We start from the raw sequence: 14,495 nt of genomic DNA on the forward strand, positions 1-14,495 counted from the left end.
GCGGGAGCAGGTCAGACAGCCAAAGGGTGGATCATGGCGCGGGGGCGGCCGCCCTCTTCCCAGAGGAAAGCCAGCGTGATCGGCAGGCGGAAGCGGCGGGGGCCGGCTGCGCCGTCGTTTCCAATGGGGGCGAGGAGCGTTAGTAACGATCCATGGACATCCGGCTAAGCGATCATTTCGACGGGGCGGCGCTGCAGCGCGGGCGCGACTATGTGCGGCGTGGTCTCGTCGTGTCGGTCGATGTATCGGGGGACGGTACGCTCGCGGCACGGGTGTCCAACGGTCGCGGTACTACGTATCGCCAGCGGATCGCCCTTGGCGAAGGATGGCTGGACGGGCAGTGCTCCTGCCCACTTGGCCATAACTGCAAGCATGTGGCTGCGGTGGTGGTGACATGGGCTGCGAAGCGGCACGCTCGACCGGGTTTGGCCGCGCCGGTGCAGGGCTGGCTGCGCCGCGTCAAGGAGAGCGTGTCCCGTGCGCAGCCACCTGAAACCCGAGACGAGGACTACCCGGACAAGGTGAAGGATCGCCTGCTCTATGTGCTTTCGCCGCACTGCCCGCAGATGCGAATCGACATCTGCAAGGGGCGGATCAACGCGGCGGGCAACGGGCTTACCAGTTCAATCCGCCGCTATGACGCGGCCCATGCTCTGGGCAGCACCGGTCCGGCCAAGTTCATACGCCCGGTGGATCTCGAGCTGCTCTCGGCGCTGGCGCAGGCGCGACTGTGGGATGCTGGCCACAGCTACGGGCTGCCAGATTTGCTGCGCCCGAGGGGGCAGGACGCGATCGCGCTGATCCGCAGGTTGTGCGAGACGGGCCGCTTCCTGCACGACAACGCGCCGGACGCGCAGCTGTACTGGACCGATGAGCGGCCTGCGCCGCGCCTGACCTGGCTGATGGCTGCGGACGGCCGCCAGCGGCTGAGCTTCGCGGATGGCGCCGGCCATCCCCTCCGTCTGCGCAGCCTTGATGGCGCGACGCTCTGGGTCGATACCGCACAGGGGCGGATCGGGGCGCTTGAAGGGGATGTGGACGCAGACGCTCTCCAACTGGTGGAGGCCAGCCCTGAGGTCGCCCCGGAAGAGGTCGCCGAGCTCGGCGCGGCCTTGCCCGATACGCTCGCGGGGCTGGACCTGCCGCGCCCGAGTGCGATCCGCCAGGCCAAGCGGGCGGCCAGGCAGCGCACAGCCCGACTGACCCTAGGCCGCGAGAGCGCACGCGACGGGCCGCGTTTTTACGGCTCAACAGTGCAGCTGCCCACGCTCACGCTGCGCTTCCTTTACGACGGGCTGGAGGTCGGAGAGGGCGACGCCGATCCGCGGACTGTCCGTGACGGCGAGGTTGTCACCTTGACCCGCGATCCGCAGTGGGAAGCCGCCTGCGCCACGCGACTGATGGAAGTGGGCGCGCTGCCGGTGGATGAGCTGGAGGTCCATTGGCCGGGCGAGCGCATGATGGCGTGCGATTTCGTCTTCGCCGATGGCGAGATGAACCTTCACACGCTGGAGAGGTCGGACCCGCACGCGGCTGTGGATTTCGCCTTTCGGATTGTGCCCGAGCTGCGTCGCGAGGGCTGGGACATCGTCGAGACTTCGAACTGGCCCTATCGCCTGAGCACGGAAGCGGCCGAATTGATGGTCACGACGCAGGCAGAGGCGGGCGAGGCGTTCCAGGGCAACGACTGGTTCTCGCTGGGCTTCAAGGTCGAGATCGGCGGCAAGGTGGTGGATGTGGCGCCGCTGGTCGCGGCGTTTCTGGAGCAAGTTCGCGAGGACTGGGGAAGGGTGCCGGATGTCGAGACCCTGACGCAGCATCTTGCCAGGCGGCGGGTCTATCTAAACCGGGGCAAGGCCGGCTATGTTGCGGTAGATCTCAGCCCGCTGGCGCCGCTTCTGCACCTCTTCCTGACCCATCACGCGGAGTGGGGATCGCTGCACCCGTCCGACGCCAACGTCGCGCGGCTGGCCGAAGAAGCGCTTGCCGGCAGCACGGTCCGTTTCGCCGACAATGCCGGGATCCTGCCGCTTGCGCGGAGCCTGCGCACCTTGGCCGAGGCCGAAGGTTTCACGCCGCCCGCGGGCCTGACCGCGCAACTGCGCGACTACCAGGCCTATGGCGCGGCGTGGATGGGCAGCCTGCTGGAGGCCGGGTTTGGCGGAGTGCTGGCCGACGATATGGGGCTCGGCAAGACGGTGCAGACGCTCGCCCTCCTGCAGGCGCGGCGCGAGGCCGGAGCGCCCGGCCCGGCGCTTCTGATCGTGCCCACGTCCCTGCTGCACGGGTGGCAGACGCAGGCCGCGCAGTTCACGCCCGAGCTGCGTCTTGCGGTCCTGCATGGCACGGGCCGCGGGTCCCTGCGGGACGACGCGTTGCGGGCCGATCTGGTGGTGACGACCTATCCGCTTCTCGCCCGCGACCGTGACTGGCTGGCGGCCCAGGACTGGCCGCTGGTGATCCTCGACGAGGCGCAAACGCTCAAGAATCCCGCCTCGCAAATGGCGAAGACCCTGCGCGAGGTCCCCGCGCGCGGGCGTCTGGCGCTCACGGGCACGCCACTGGAGAACTCGCTGCAAGACCTCTGGACCCTGATCGACTGGTTGAACCCGGGGCTGCTGGGTGATCGAAAGCGCTTCCAGACGCTGTTCCGAACGCCAATCGAGAAGCACGGCGACACCGCCGTGCAGGCCCGGCTGAACCGTCGCCTGCGCCCATTCCTGCTGCGCCGCACGAAGGAGGCGGTCGCCGCCGAACTGCCGCCCCGGACCGAGATCCTCGACCGCGTAGAGCTGCCCAAAACCCAGCAAGCGCTCTACGAGACGGTGCGCAGCGCGATGGATGCCCGCGTGCGCGACGCTATCGCCAAACGGGGGGCGGCCGCGGCGCGGATCACCGTGCTGGACGCGCTCCTGAAGCTGCGGCAGGTCTGCTGCGACCCCCGCCTAGTCAAGACGGAAGCCGCCCGCTCCGTGACCGACAGCGCCAAACGCGCCCGGCTGCGCGATCTGCTTGCCGAGCTGGTCGCCGAAGGGCGACGTGTTCTGGTGTTCTCACAATTCGTCGAGATGCTGCGCTTGATCGAGGACGATCTGGCGACGGCGGGTATCGATTACCTGATGCTCACCGGCCAGACGCAAGACCGCGCCGGGGTACTCGACGCCTTCGCACGCGGCGACGCTTCGGTCTTCCTGCTCAGTCTCAAGGCGGGCGGCGTCGGCCTGACGCTGACCGAGGCCGACACGGTGATCCTCTACGATCCCTGGTGGAACCCCGCAGTGGAGCGGCAGGCGATGGACCGCGCCCACCGGATCGGACAAGAAAAGCCGGTCTTCGTCCACCGGCTCGTCGCCGCAGGCACGGTGGAGGAGAAGATCCTCGACATGCAGGCGCGCAAACAGGCGCTGGCGGACGCGCTGTTCGACGACGCGTCCGGCGCGACTGAAATCCTGCTCGACGAGGCCACCCTGCAGGATCTGTTCGCCCCGCTGAGCCCATGACAGGCTTCGGATGCGCCCCCGTCTCCCCCTTACGCCCTCTTGCCGGGTCGCGTACGGGCGAGGGTACCGCGCAACCAGCGACGTTGCAGCCTCGAAAGATGCGCGCACGGACTTAAGGTCCCGGGAAAACGCGTGGAACCGGCCCCCGTCGCGGCCCTTCCGGCCGGGAGGCATATGCCAGCGTCAAACCCGTCACCGCACCGTTTGAGCTGGAGTCGCAATATCTTTACATTCCAGCACGGCGTCCGCCTGCTCTTTCAGCGCCGGGGCAATGCCTCGAACCGTATACCTGGTTCACACGGTCTGTGTGCTGTTCGCCGTGTGAGGACCAGGATAACCGCCGAGATCGGGTGAAGCCGCACCCGGAGGCGCGGCTTCACCGTAAGTTTCTCTGGACTCGTTGCCTTTGTCGGCCGTGCTACATAGCGGGGCCAGCGTCCCCTCCGGCAGGTCCCTGCGTTCGGCCTTGAGTTCAGGCCGGCGGCTTTTGCGTGCGGTCTTGGATGAAGGTGGTACCGTACCCCTTGATCGCCAGCTGGTCGCCCTTCTCGGCAAGCCATCCAGCCTTCACCAGTCTTGAAACATCTTTATGTGCTTTCAGCTTGCTCATGTCCGGAGCAGCGGCCAGAAGCATGACTGCGGTCTGGTACGCGATCTCGCCGTTGTCCTCGGCATCGGCGATTAGGTGAAGAAGGCAGCCGACAAGATGGGCGCCAAGTTCCCGTGCCATTTGCTGCAAGACTTCCCTCTCGACCCAACGATGGCCTTCGTCCATGTTCATCGTCATTCTCCTGTTTGATGTGGTTCGGGCATCCACGAGGCCGGCCGGCATCGCTCGCCCGTGAGGGCGTTGCCGACCCTCCTCGAAGATCGTGGGACGCCTGCGCAGTGTCAGTTCGGGGCCGTGTTTGCCGTCGAGGATGACTTCGACGATGTCCGGGGCGAGCAGCGTCAGCCGCAGGACCCGGGTCATATAGGAATGGGCGATGCTCTCGGACCCGGCCAGGTCACCAATGGTGGCGAACTCGCCATTCTCCAGCATGCGCTTCCAGCGAAAAGCGCGTCCCAGCGCTTTGACCAGAGCACTGTCGCGTCGGCGATGCTGCGGCGCACCCTCCGGCAGTTGGATCTCCTTGCGTCCGCCACGCTTCACTACGCGGAAGGGCACATGCAGTGTCATGGCCTCGGGCACAGGGGCAGGGGCGGAAACGGGCGCTGCGCGCGTCACGCCGCACGCTCCATCGCGCCGGCCAGCATCTCCCGGGCAAGGCCGCCGAGGCCATCGATGCGCATCCGGAGCCGAACGAGGCCCAGACCTAGGAGCGCACAGAGTTCGCGCCGACGCTCGGTGGCCATCATTCTGCCCGCTGGCAGGGGGTTGGAACCGCGGGTCATGTCAGAGGGCTCCCAGTTTGGTGACATGCATCACCGATAGGCGGGAGGGAATGTGGTGCGGGATTGCTGACCCCCTCCCGGGCAAGTGGAAACCGAAGACGGAGTGGAAACCCTCGGCCGGGTGGAAAGCAATGGTTTCCAGGTGGAAACCCAGATTTCTCGCCTGCAACTGGAAACCTTGCGCGACTAAGCCCACCGCATACAAAACTGCAGTGGAAGGACCCAAGGCCGGCGGGGGCCGGTCCGTTGTGGCAAGCGTTCGCGATCATTGCCGTGGCGCCACTCCAACGGCGTGCAATAGATGCCAAAGCTGTAGTGGCGGCTTGGCGTCCATGACAGCATTACGCGGCCGCCTCTATCTTCAGGTCAGCCAGCTCCTTCACCAACTTCTTGCGGCGCGCAACGGAAGCTGAATCCTCCCTATCCATCAGTCCCTCGTATTCCTTTCGAATAGCTGCATCGCGCGCAGCATGCTCTGGGATCAGGTAGATCGGGACAGCGACCCGTTCACTTGTTGCATCGACCTTCCCGGACATCAGGTCGCGGGCAAAGGTGGCGATCGGCTGATCGAAATATTTTACCGAACTCGGGCAGAACGTGGGATCCTTCTGCCGCGCACGGCCGACGGCGCCCGTGATGGCCAGAATGATTTGATCATTGGACAGTCTATGCTGATTCCAAACCTCCAAACGCATCGGCCAATTGTCCCTATCCATCCCCAGCACCTTGAACGTGCCACTGGTGTTCAGCTCATTTCCTTTCAAGCCCAGCACAGCAATTACCCTCTGCCGGAGTTCGACCTTTCGATCTTCGTCGTGCGCTGCGGCTGGCTTGGGCTCGGGCTTGGTCTTGGGTTCGGGTTTGGGTTCGGGTTCGGGGTATCGATACGGTATCGATACCGTATCGATACCGTATTGCTTCAGGACTGGCTGAGCATGCGTCTGCCGAGAAATCTCCTCCAGCAAACGCCGGCGTTCCGGACAGTCTGGCAGTTTCATTGCGATCTTGACTGCACCCGCCGCGTGCTTCGGGTTGGCGAACGGGTCGTACTTCAGGAAGTCCACAATGCGGACGAGGTTCTCAGTGCGGTCGAAGGCGATCAGGTCGGCTTTTAAAAGCATTTCGATACCGTTTCGGACCTGTTCAACATTCCATTCCAGATCGGCCGTCGCATATCCTTCAGGAAGCACGTAACAGCCGACGGAGTTCACATGTTGGCAGGTATGCAGGTAGAGATACAACAGCTTGGCATCGTCAGGCAGGCTTCTGAACTTCCGGCTTCCCCAAAGCGTACAGGAAATCTTGGCATAGTCCCGCATCATGCACCTTCTTTCGTGTTGTCGACTGCTAGCCACGGGCGGAAGCCAATCGCCTTGTGCGGTGAGAGCCGAAGTTTCAGGCAATGCTCCCCTAGGTAGTAGGCCACCTGAACCCGGCGGATGACATTGTTCGAAGCCGCAGGCTGATGCGCACCCAGCGAGCCGTGCTTCACCACATCATGGAGCAACGAAGCGATGAACCCGAACTGCGCGTCGTCCGGGTTTATGACCATCACGAACCAGCTTACCCAGTCGCCCCATGTATTGCTCTTAGCCGGCGGCACTGGCATGTGATGAGGAAGCAGCGAGACGGACAGCTTTTTGGTCATCGTTCGGCCTCCCAGATCATGCCGGTGGAAGCTTCGAACATCACCTTGGCGGTGCCTGTCTCACCCATGCGCTGTTTTGCAACGATGAGGTCGAGGCGGTTTCGCGTGGAATCCATCCGAACTTGCCACTCAGCCAGCTTGTCGATGTCTTTGCCATCAGGCTCCTCTTGGGCGAGATAGTATTCATCCCGGAAGCAGAAGAGGACGTTGTCGGCATCCTGTTCCAACTGGCCAGACTCGCGGAGATCCGACAGCGTCGGACGTTTATCAACTCGCTTCTCGATGTCGCGCGACAGCTGCGACAGGGCCAGCACAGGGATGTCCAGCGCCATTGCCATGCCCTTGAGCGCCAGGCTGATATTGGTAACCTGCTGATACCGGTCCTTTCCCTGCGCCTTGAGCAACTGCGCGTAGTCGACGATCAGGAGGCGGAGGTTGGGAGTCGTACGGGCGATCTGCCGGACGCCGCCCACGAGGGCATCGACGTTCGAGTAGGCGCGGGATAGAAACGTGATCGGCAAATGGCCAACGTGCTGCGCTGCCTCGATGACAGACCGGAACTGTCCCTCCTCCATGTCGCCGCGCCGCATGCTCGTGTAGGGTACAGAGCTTCCCGCTCGCGCTGTTGCCTCTGAGAGCGCTCGTTAAGCCATCGCCGCCGGTGTCATCTCCAAAGAGGCGATAGCGACTCCATGGCCCGCTCTGGCCGCGTTCAGCGCCATCGTCAGCGCAACGGCCGACTTTCCCATCGCAGGTCTCCCGCCAAGCAACGTAAGTTCTCCTGGGTAAAGGCCCGGAATGAGGCGATCCAATGGGGGGATGCCGAAACGAACGAGGTTTGCGGTTTCGCCACGGTAGGCTTCGTTCGCCAAGCTGATGGCCTCGTTTACCGCGGCTAGCATGGACGTCGGGCGCATCGTCTGCACCGCCATCTCGCGCGCAGCCAGAGCGCCCTCGAGCCGTGTCGCGATATCATCAGGCGGCATTTCGCCGCGCATGAGCTCTTGTTGCGCCTTCAAGATGGCAGCATTTAGCGCCCGCTTTTGAGCATATTGGCCAAGCAGCTGCGCAATGCCCTCAACCGACTTTCGATCGGTAAAGATTGAACCGCCAACAAGTCTTACGACGTACGCGATGCCGCCATGACCGTCGAGAAGATCATCGCCTTCCAGCACCGCCTTCAAAGTGATCGGGCTTACCAGCTCACCTGCGTTGTACTTCCGCGCAATCAGCCGATAGAGTTCGGCATGAACCGGGTCATAAAAGAGCGCGTCGCCCCCGAACCTCATCACAATCGCCGTCAGCCTATCAGACAGGATCAACGAGCCGAGCAGTTGCTGCTCGGCCTCGATCGAGTAGAAGCCGGCATCCAGCGGGATCGGAGCTGCAACGTTCATCGCGCGCTCCTACTGGTTGCGAGCACCATTGCGGCCGCCACTTTCGCTACGTGCTTCCAAGGCCATGTCGGATCTTCATAACCTTCGGCCCTCGGCGTCTCCGCGCGCGGCGAGTGGATCACCGGCGCCACAGTTGAGTCAATTTCGGGATAGGTGATATCGGCGCTATGAATGATCATGCTGCACCTTCGTTGCGTCTGTGATCAGCGACCAGTTCGACTGTTTCAGCGCACAGGTGCTCTCGCTTGCAATTTTCAAGGCGTTCACTTCCGCTTCCCGACGCGCTGCGCGCTGAGCTTGCGATCGGAATGCTGCTCCCTGCTGTGTTTCGGCGTGCAAAACTGACCCCCTTGGCGGGGTAATCGGCGTCCAATTTTGACCCCCCTCGGGTTTCATCTGACCATCCGTTGCGAGGCAGCGGATGGAGGGGGAGTTGAAGCGAGTGGATACGATAGCGCGGGTGCGTCGGGCGTTTCATGTGCAGGGCTGGTCGATGAAGCGCATCGTCCGGGACCTGCATGTGTCGCGCAACACGGTGCGCAAGATCCTGCGGTCAGACGAGACGGACTTCACCTACGAGCGTGACCATCAGCCGATGCCGCGGGTTGGGCCCTGGCAGTCGGAGGTGGATCGGTTCCTAGTTGCCAATGAAGGCAAGGCGTCGCGAGAACGGCTGACCCTGATCCGGATCTACGAGGAGGTCCGGTCACTCGGCTACGAGGGCAGTTACGATGCAATCCGGCGTTACGCCAAGACTTGGTCGAAGGCGCGCGGATCAGCGGCTGCCGAAGCCTACGTGCCGCTCTACTATGCGCCCGGCGAGGCCTACCAATTCGACTGGAGCCATGAGGTCGTGCTGATCAACGGCGTGACGACGACGGTCAAGGTCGCGCATGTCAGGCTCTGCCACAGCCGCATGATGTTCGCCCGGGCGTATATGCGCGAGAGCCAGGAGCCTCAGCCATCGGGCTCAAACCGATGGCGCCGCGGTGGCTTCGATGTTCGACGCGCATGACCGGGCCTTCGCCTTCTTCAAGGGCACTTGCACGCGCGGGATCTACGACAACATGAAGACGGCGGTCGAGGCGGTCTTTATCGGCAAGGAGCGGCTCTACAATCGGCGCTTTTTGCAGATGTGCAGCCACTATCTGGTTCAGCCGGTTGCCTGCACGCCTGCGTCGGGCTGGGAGAAAGGCCAGGTCGAGAACCAGGTTGGCCTTGTGCGCGAACGGTTCTTCACCCCAAGGCTTCGGGTCAGGAGCCTGGACGAGCTGAACGTCTGGCTGCTCGACAAATGCATCGCCTATGCGAAGGCGCACAAGCACCCTGAGCGCAGCGATCAGATGATCTGGCAGATGTTCGAGACAGAGCGCGCGACCCTCGTCCCCTATGTCGGCTCGTTTGACGGCTTCCATTCCGTTCCGGCCTCCGTCTCCAAGACCTGCCTCGTCCGGTTCGACAACAACAGGTATTCCGTGATCTCGACGGCTGTCGGACGGCCCGTCGAAGTCCACGCTTATGCCGAGAAGATCGTCATCCGGCAGGACGGGGTCATCGTGGCAGAACATTCCCGCTGCTTTGGCAGGAACGAGACGGTCTACGATCCCTGGCACTATGTGCCTGTTCTGGCACGCAAACCCGGCGCCTTACGGAATGGTGCCCCGTTCCAGAACTGGGTGCTGCCGACCGCGATAGCGACGGTGCGCCGCAAGCTCAAGAGCATGAATGACGGCGACCGACAGATGGTGGCAATCCTCGGCTGCGTCGCGACCGATGGCCTCCTTGCTGTGGAAGCCGCGTGCCAGGAGGCCCTCGCACAGGGCGTCTTTTCGGCGCCGGTCATCATCAACATCCTCGCGCGCAGCCGGGACCCGGCACCACCTCCATTGCTTCTCACCCCCACCGCGTTGCGGCTGACCCACGAGCCCGTGGCTGATTGCGCACGCTACGACAGCCTCAGGAGGACAAACTACGATGGAACGCACCCAGGTTCTGGAATTGATGGCCACTCTCAAGCTCTACGGGATGCGCAGCGCCTATGACGAGATCATGGCCACCAGTATCAAGCGCCAGTTCGAACCGCCCCGTATTGTCGGTGATCTGTTGCAGTCAGAGATCGCCGAGAAGCAGGCCCGATCGATCAAGTATCAGCTCACCGTGGCAAAGCTGCCGCTCGCGAAGGATATCGAAGACTTCGACTTTGCCGACACACCGGTCAACGAGGGCCTGGTGCGCGATCTTGCGACTGGCACATTCGTGGCCGACCAGCGCAATGTCGTGCTGATCGGTGGCACTGGCACGGGAAAGTCACATCTCGCCATCGCGATCGCTCGCGCCTTGATACGGAACGGCACCCGAGGCCGCTTCTTCAACGTGGTCGATCTGGTGAACAGGCTCGATACCGAGAGCCGCAGCGGTAAACAGGGGCGCACGGCCGAATACCTGACCCGTCTCGACTTCATCGTACTCGACGAACTGGGATATCTTCCATTCGCTCAGGCAGGCGGCCAGTTGCTGTTCCACCTGATCAGCAAGCTCTACGAGCGCACGTCCATCATCGTCACGACGAACCTTGCCTTCGGCGAATGGCCGGCCGTCTTCGGCGATGCCAAGATGACAACGGCCCTGCTCGACCGCCTCACGCATCACTGCGAGATCCTCGAAACCGGCAACGAGTCCTGGCGCTTCAAGAACCGCGCCTGATCAGGGTCTGTCCCGCCTCCGCAACATGATCAGCTGCGTCGGGACAGACCCTGATCACCACACAGCTAAGGGGTCAAAATTGCACGCCGAAAGGGGGTCAATATTGGGCGCCGATTGACACAGATCGAGAAGACCGTGCGCGGCCAGGCTCCCGCCGACCGTCTCGCCGTCCGGAGCGCCCAGGCCGCCCCGATCATCGCAGCGCTCAAGCCCTGGCTGGAGACCCAGCTCTCGCGCATCCCGCAGAAATCCATGCTGGCAGAAGATATCCGCTACACCCTTGGCCACTGGCCCGGCCTGATCCGCTTCCTTGACGACGGCACCCTCGAGCTCGACACCAACCCGGTCGAGAACCAGATCCGCCCGATCGCGCTGACGCGCAAGAACGCCCTCTTCGCCGGCAACGAGGTCGGCGCAGAGAACTGGGCCATGCTCGCCTCTCTCGTCGCCACCTGCAAAATGGCTGGCGTGAACCCCGTCAACTATTTCGCGGACACCCTCCGCGCCATCCTTGACGGGCATCCCAGATCACGCATCGAGGACCTCATGCCCTGGCGCCACATGCAGCCGTCAAGCCTCACCGCATAGGGCCGCAACGTCGCCCTTACGTTATACAAGGTCTTGGCTGGGCCGTATTCCTTCGGCGCATCGCACTACCGCAACCCATTGCGATTGATAAAGATTAGGTAGTTCAGGCTGAACAACGCTGCCCATGAGCGAGATAGCCGTTTTCTGTCCTGATCACTTGCAAGATAGCGGCTACAATAAAGACCAACAAAGCCCTGAGGTGGACCAGGATCTTGCGGATGTTGTGGCCGCAGCCGCAGAGCACGGCAAAGATGGCGTCGCCGGACGTGCCTTTCAGCGGGCAGCGCGACAGGCGTCCGTCTGTCTTCATGTGTCCGATCTCGGGCTCGATGGCGCTGCGTCGCCTCAGCAGCGCTTTCAGCTTTTGCGTCAGGCCGCGGCGGGTGCCGCTGATCAGGACCTTCGTTTCCGACACCCCATGGCCGCGATACCCGCGGTCCACGACCGCCAGCTCCGGGGTCCTGCCAGTCAGGATGGCCACCTGCTCCAGGGCTTCGGGCAATGTGTGGCCATCGTAAGGATTTCCCGGCAAGGCGCGCATGCCCACGACGAAGCCCTCGTCGATGGTGGTGGCCAGACTGACCTTGGTGCCGAACTCGTAGCGCTTGCGGGCTTTGCCCTTTGAGATGCAATCGACCTCGGGCTCATGCAGGGCGTAGATCTTGCCGCGGCTTTTGGGGGTCTGATGGAGCAGACGACCGACGAGCACGAGAGTGTCCAGAACCCGTTCGCGGAAGGACCCCTCCGCAATCCCGTCCAACTGCCGGCGAATATCCCGCAGGACACGACCGGTGTATCCCCTCAGCTGTTTCAGAGCCTTGCCCATGCGTTTGAACTGCCGGGCATGGGCGTAGCGCCCGATCCGCACCGCCAGGCGCGGCGCGAGACGATTGTAGTTCTGCCGCAACGTGATCCCGCCTTCATTGGCGAGGGCGACAAGCTTTCCACGTGCGGTCTCATACAGGCGCGCATCGGTCGGGTGGGCGATGTTCTTTTCCATCACCGTCGTATCCACGGCGACACGCGACAGGCTGCGATCCTCCACCGCGCCTGATCTGCGCCCGGCCTCGATCGTCTTGGTCAGCAGCCACTCCGCACCTTCCTCGCCGATCCGCTTGCGCCACCGGGTCAGGGAGGACGGGTCGATCGGTGGGCTGTGCTGGAAGAACGTCTCACCGGTAAAATGCTGGTAGTAAGGGTTCTCGGCCCAACGAGCGACGACGGCCTCGTCAGAGAGCCGATAGGCGTGCTGAAGATACAGCAGGCCCGCCACCAGCCGCGGCGATGTGGCCGGCCGCCCTGTGGTGGAAGGAAAGAAGCCTGCCCATTCGGTCTCGAAGAACTCCCAGTCAATCAGCGCGGCCAGTTTCGCCAGTTCATGGCGCAGATCGATCATGTCGGTCAGGCGGGGACGCAGGAGATCATCCTGCTCTTCAGCGCGCGGACGAGGCTTCATCACAGCTCCGGAAATTCGCAAGGTTTCAAGTACCAGCATACGAAACCTTGCAATTCCCCGCTATCGCTTTGGGAGAATAAGCAAACAAATCTAAATGGTTAAATGTTGTTCAGGCCGGACTAGGTAGCTGAGGACGGGCCGATAATCGACGCGGGGTTTGACATGACTTTTCGAAAAGAACGGCTTCATCTGCGCCTCGGTCAGCCAGTAGAGGTTGCTCATCGATCAGGTCTCCCTGCGGCGCATGAATCTGAACTGGCCCCTGTTTCGACCGGACACTTAGGCATAGCCATGGAGGCTTAGGCATATGCCTGAGCACGTGCTTATGTCTGAGATTGAGATCATCACTGATGGCGGTCGTCGGCGCCGCTGGACCGCTGCCGAGAAGCTGCGGATCGTCGAGGAGACGCTGGAGCTATGCGGGATTTTGGGTGACGCGGCCTGATCAAGCGGCGCGGCTTTCGTTGGCGTCCTGCTCGGCGACACCGTCAGTGAACTTGACGCCTTCGACGACGAGAGGCAACTGGTTTGCGCCCTTCAGTCGTCGCCATTTCTTCGCTGCGGCCTGAACCAGCTTGAACACCATCAGCTTCGCTGTCTTCTGAGACAACGCGCCTTTGGTTCGGACGGTGCGATGGCGGACGGTCGCGAAGACGCTCTCGATCGGGTTGGACGTGCGCAGGTGGTCCCAGTGAGCGGCCGGGAAGTCGTAGAAGGCCAGCAGTGCCTCTCGATCCTTGGTCAGGCAGGCGACGGCTTTCTCGTATTTCACGCCATACTTCTCGACGAAGGTATTGACGGCGGTCTCTGCCGCCGCGCGGGTCGCGGCTTGCCAGATCTCCCGCAGGTCAGTCTTCACCGCCGGGTGCATCGACTTCGGAAGCTTGTTCAGGACGTTGGACACCTTGTGGGTCCAACAGCGTTGGTGGCGCGTGTCGGGGAAGATCTCATCCAGCGCCTTCCAGAAGCCAAGGGCACCATCTCCGACCGCGAGGTCCGGTGGCGCCGAGAGGCCGCGGGCCCTGAGGTCGACCAGCAGTTCATGCCAGCTCTGCGCGCTCTCGCGGACCCCAACCTGGAACCCCAGCAGCTCCTTCTTCCCTTCCGGCGTCGCCCCGATGATCACCAGCATGCACTCGGCCTGCGGCTCCATCCGGGCCTGCAGATACACGCCGTCGGCCCAGACATAGACGTAGCGCCGGGCCGAGAGGTTTCGGCGTTGCCAGCGGTCATGTTCTGCTTGCCACTCGCCCGTGAGCCGCGAGATCGCTCCTGGCGACAGGTTGGGCGCATCCGGACCGACCAGCGCGCTCAGAGCCTCCTGGAAGTCTCCAGTCGAGACGCCGCGCAAGTAGAGGACCGGAAGCAGAGCATCAAGGCTAGGCGAACGGCGCGCCCACTTCGGAAGAATGCGCGAATTGAACCGGATCTTGTCCTCCGGCGGCGCATCAGCTGCCCGGTCGCGCACCTTCTGTCTCTGCACCGGGATAGGGCCGATCCCGGTCTGGATGTTCCGCTCAGGGCCGGTGCCGTGGTGGACAACGCGCTGCCTGCCATCGGGCAGGCGCTCCTCAGCAAACTGCGCGACAAAACTCGCGGCCTCAGCCCTGAGTGCCGCTGCCAGCATCTGCCGGGCGCCGTCGCGTGCAATCTCGGTGAGTGGATCAACGACAGATCCGGGCTGGTGAAGCGGGGTGATCGTGATATCATCTTCCAAGGCGTATCGCTCCTTCGGGAGGTTCTGGCAGGCTTTGACACCCACCACGATACGCCGCCTTCTCAGACCCCATCACCCAAAATCGGCCATA

General features: G+C 63.1%; 9 protein-coding genes and 4 pseudogenes. 4 read left to right on the forward strand and 9 right to left on the reverse strand.

Features of this window, described 5'->3' with window-relative positions:
• Positions 1–152 precede the first annotated feature (152 nt).
• Positions 153–3,500, forward strand: a complete 3,348-nt coding sequence (locus tag E4191_RS03665) for a DEAD/DEAH box helicase (RefSeq protein WP_135312205.1) — start codon at positions 153–155, stop codon at positions 3,498–3,500.
• 472 nt (positions 3,501–3,972) lie between these two features.
• On the opposite strand, the gene E4191_RS24690 is transcribed toward E4191_RS03665, so the two are convergent.
• The 5 genes and pseudogenes from E4191_RS24690 to E4191_RS24090 form a co-directional block, all read right to left on the reverse strand.
• Positions 3,973–4,680 carry a hypothetical protein gene (locus tag E4191_RS24690; RefSeq protein WP_331459625.1) on the reverse strand — a complete coding sequence of 236 codons (708 nt, stop codon included), beginning with the start codon at positions 4,678–4,680 and terminating at the stop codon, positions 3,973–3,975.
• Positions 4,681–4,724: 44 nt separating this feature from the next.
• The gene (locus tag E4191_RS24520; protein ID WP_269436661.1) at positions 4,725–4,859 is read right to left on the reverse strand and encodes a hypothetical protein; all 135 of its coding nucleotides are present in this window, start codon (positions 4,857–4,859) and stop codon (positions 4,725–4,727) included.
• Positions 4,860–5,236: 377 nt separating this feature from the next.
• A complete protein-coding gene (locus E4191_RS03675) occupies positions 5,237–6,217 on the reverse strand; it encodes a hypothetical protein (protein WP_135312206.1) in 981 nt (326 codons plus the stop codon).
• A complete protein-coding gene (locus E4191_RS03680) occupies positions 6,214–6,543 on the reverse strand; it encodes a hypothetical protein (protein WP_135312207.1) in 330 nt (109 codons plus the stop codon). Before E4191_RS03680 ends, E4191_RS03675 begins: the two co-directional genes overlap by 4 nt.
• Positions 6,540–7,940, reverse strand: a pseudogene (locus E4191_RS24090) (replicative DNA helicase). Before E4191_RS24090 ends, E4191_RS03680 begins: the two are co-directional and overlap by 4 nt.
• Positions 7,941–8,373: 433 nt before the next feature.
• On the opposite strand from E4191_RS24090, the pseudogene istA reads away from it, so the two are divergent.
• From istA to E4191_RS03705, 3 genes and pseudogenes are all read left to right on the forward strand, one after another.
• A pseudogene (istA, locus tag E4191_RS03695) lies at positions 8,374–9,982 on the forward strand (IS21 family transposase).
• Positions 9,915–10,643 carry an IS21-like element helper ATPase IstB gene (istB, locus tag E4191_RS03700; RefSeq protein ID WP_135312210.1) on the forward strand — a complete coding sequence of 243 codons (729 nt, stop codon included), beginning with the start codon at positions 9,915–9,917 and terminating at the stop codon, positions 10,641–10,643. Before istA ends, istB begins: the two are co-directional and overlap by 68 nt.
• A 114-nt stretch (positions 10,644–10,757) precedes the next feature.
• Positions 10,758–11,231 carry an IS66 family transposase gene (locus tag E4191_RS03705; protein ID WP_228461509.1) on the forward strand — a complete coding sequence of 158 codons (474 nt, stop codon included), beginning with the start codon at positions 10,758–10,760 and terminating at the stop codon, positions 11,229–11,231.
• Positions 11,232–11,251: 20 nt separating this feature from the next.
• On the opposite strand, the pseudogene E4191_RS24695 reads toward E4191_RS03705, so the two are convergent.
• The 4 genes and pseudogenes from E4191_RS24695 to E4191_RS03720 form a co-directional block, all read right to left on the reverse strand.
• Positions 11,252–11,338: pseudogene (locus tag E4191_RS24695) on the reverse strand (IS5/IS1182 family transposase); the annotation flags it as partial.
• Positions 11,335–12,687, reverse strand: coding sequence for an IS5 family transposase (locus tag E4191_RS03710; RefSeq protein WP_135314307.1), 1,353 nt, complete (start codon positions 12,685–12,687; stop codon positions 11,335–11,337). The pseudogene E4191_RS24695 and the gene E4191_RS03710, both read right to left, overlap by 4 nt.
• 117 nt (positions 12,688–12,804) lie before the next feature.
• A pseudogene (locus E4191_RS03715) lies at positions 12,805–12,909 on the reverse strand (IS5/IS1182 family transposase); the annotation flags it as partial.
• Between the two features lie 223 nt (positions 12,910–13,132).
• Positions 13,133–14,404, reverse strand: a complete 1,272-nt coding sequence (locus E4191_RS03720; RefSeq protein WP_135312179.1) for an IS256 family transposase — start codon at positions 14,402–14,404, stop codon at positions 13,133–13,135.
• Positions 14,405–14,495 lie beyond the last annotated feature (91 nt).

The organism is Paracoccus liaowanqingii, assembly GCF_004683865.2.
Classification (GTDB): domain Bacteria; phylum Pseudomonadota; class Alphaproteobacteria; order Rhodobacterales; family Rhodobacteraceae; genus Paracoccus; species Paracoccus liaowanqingii.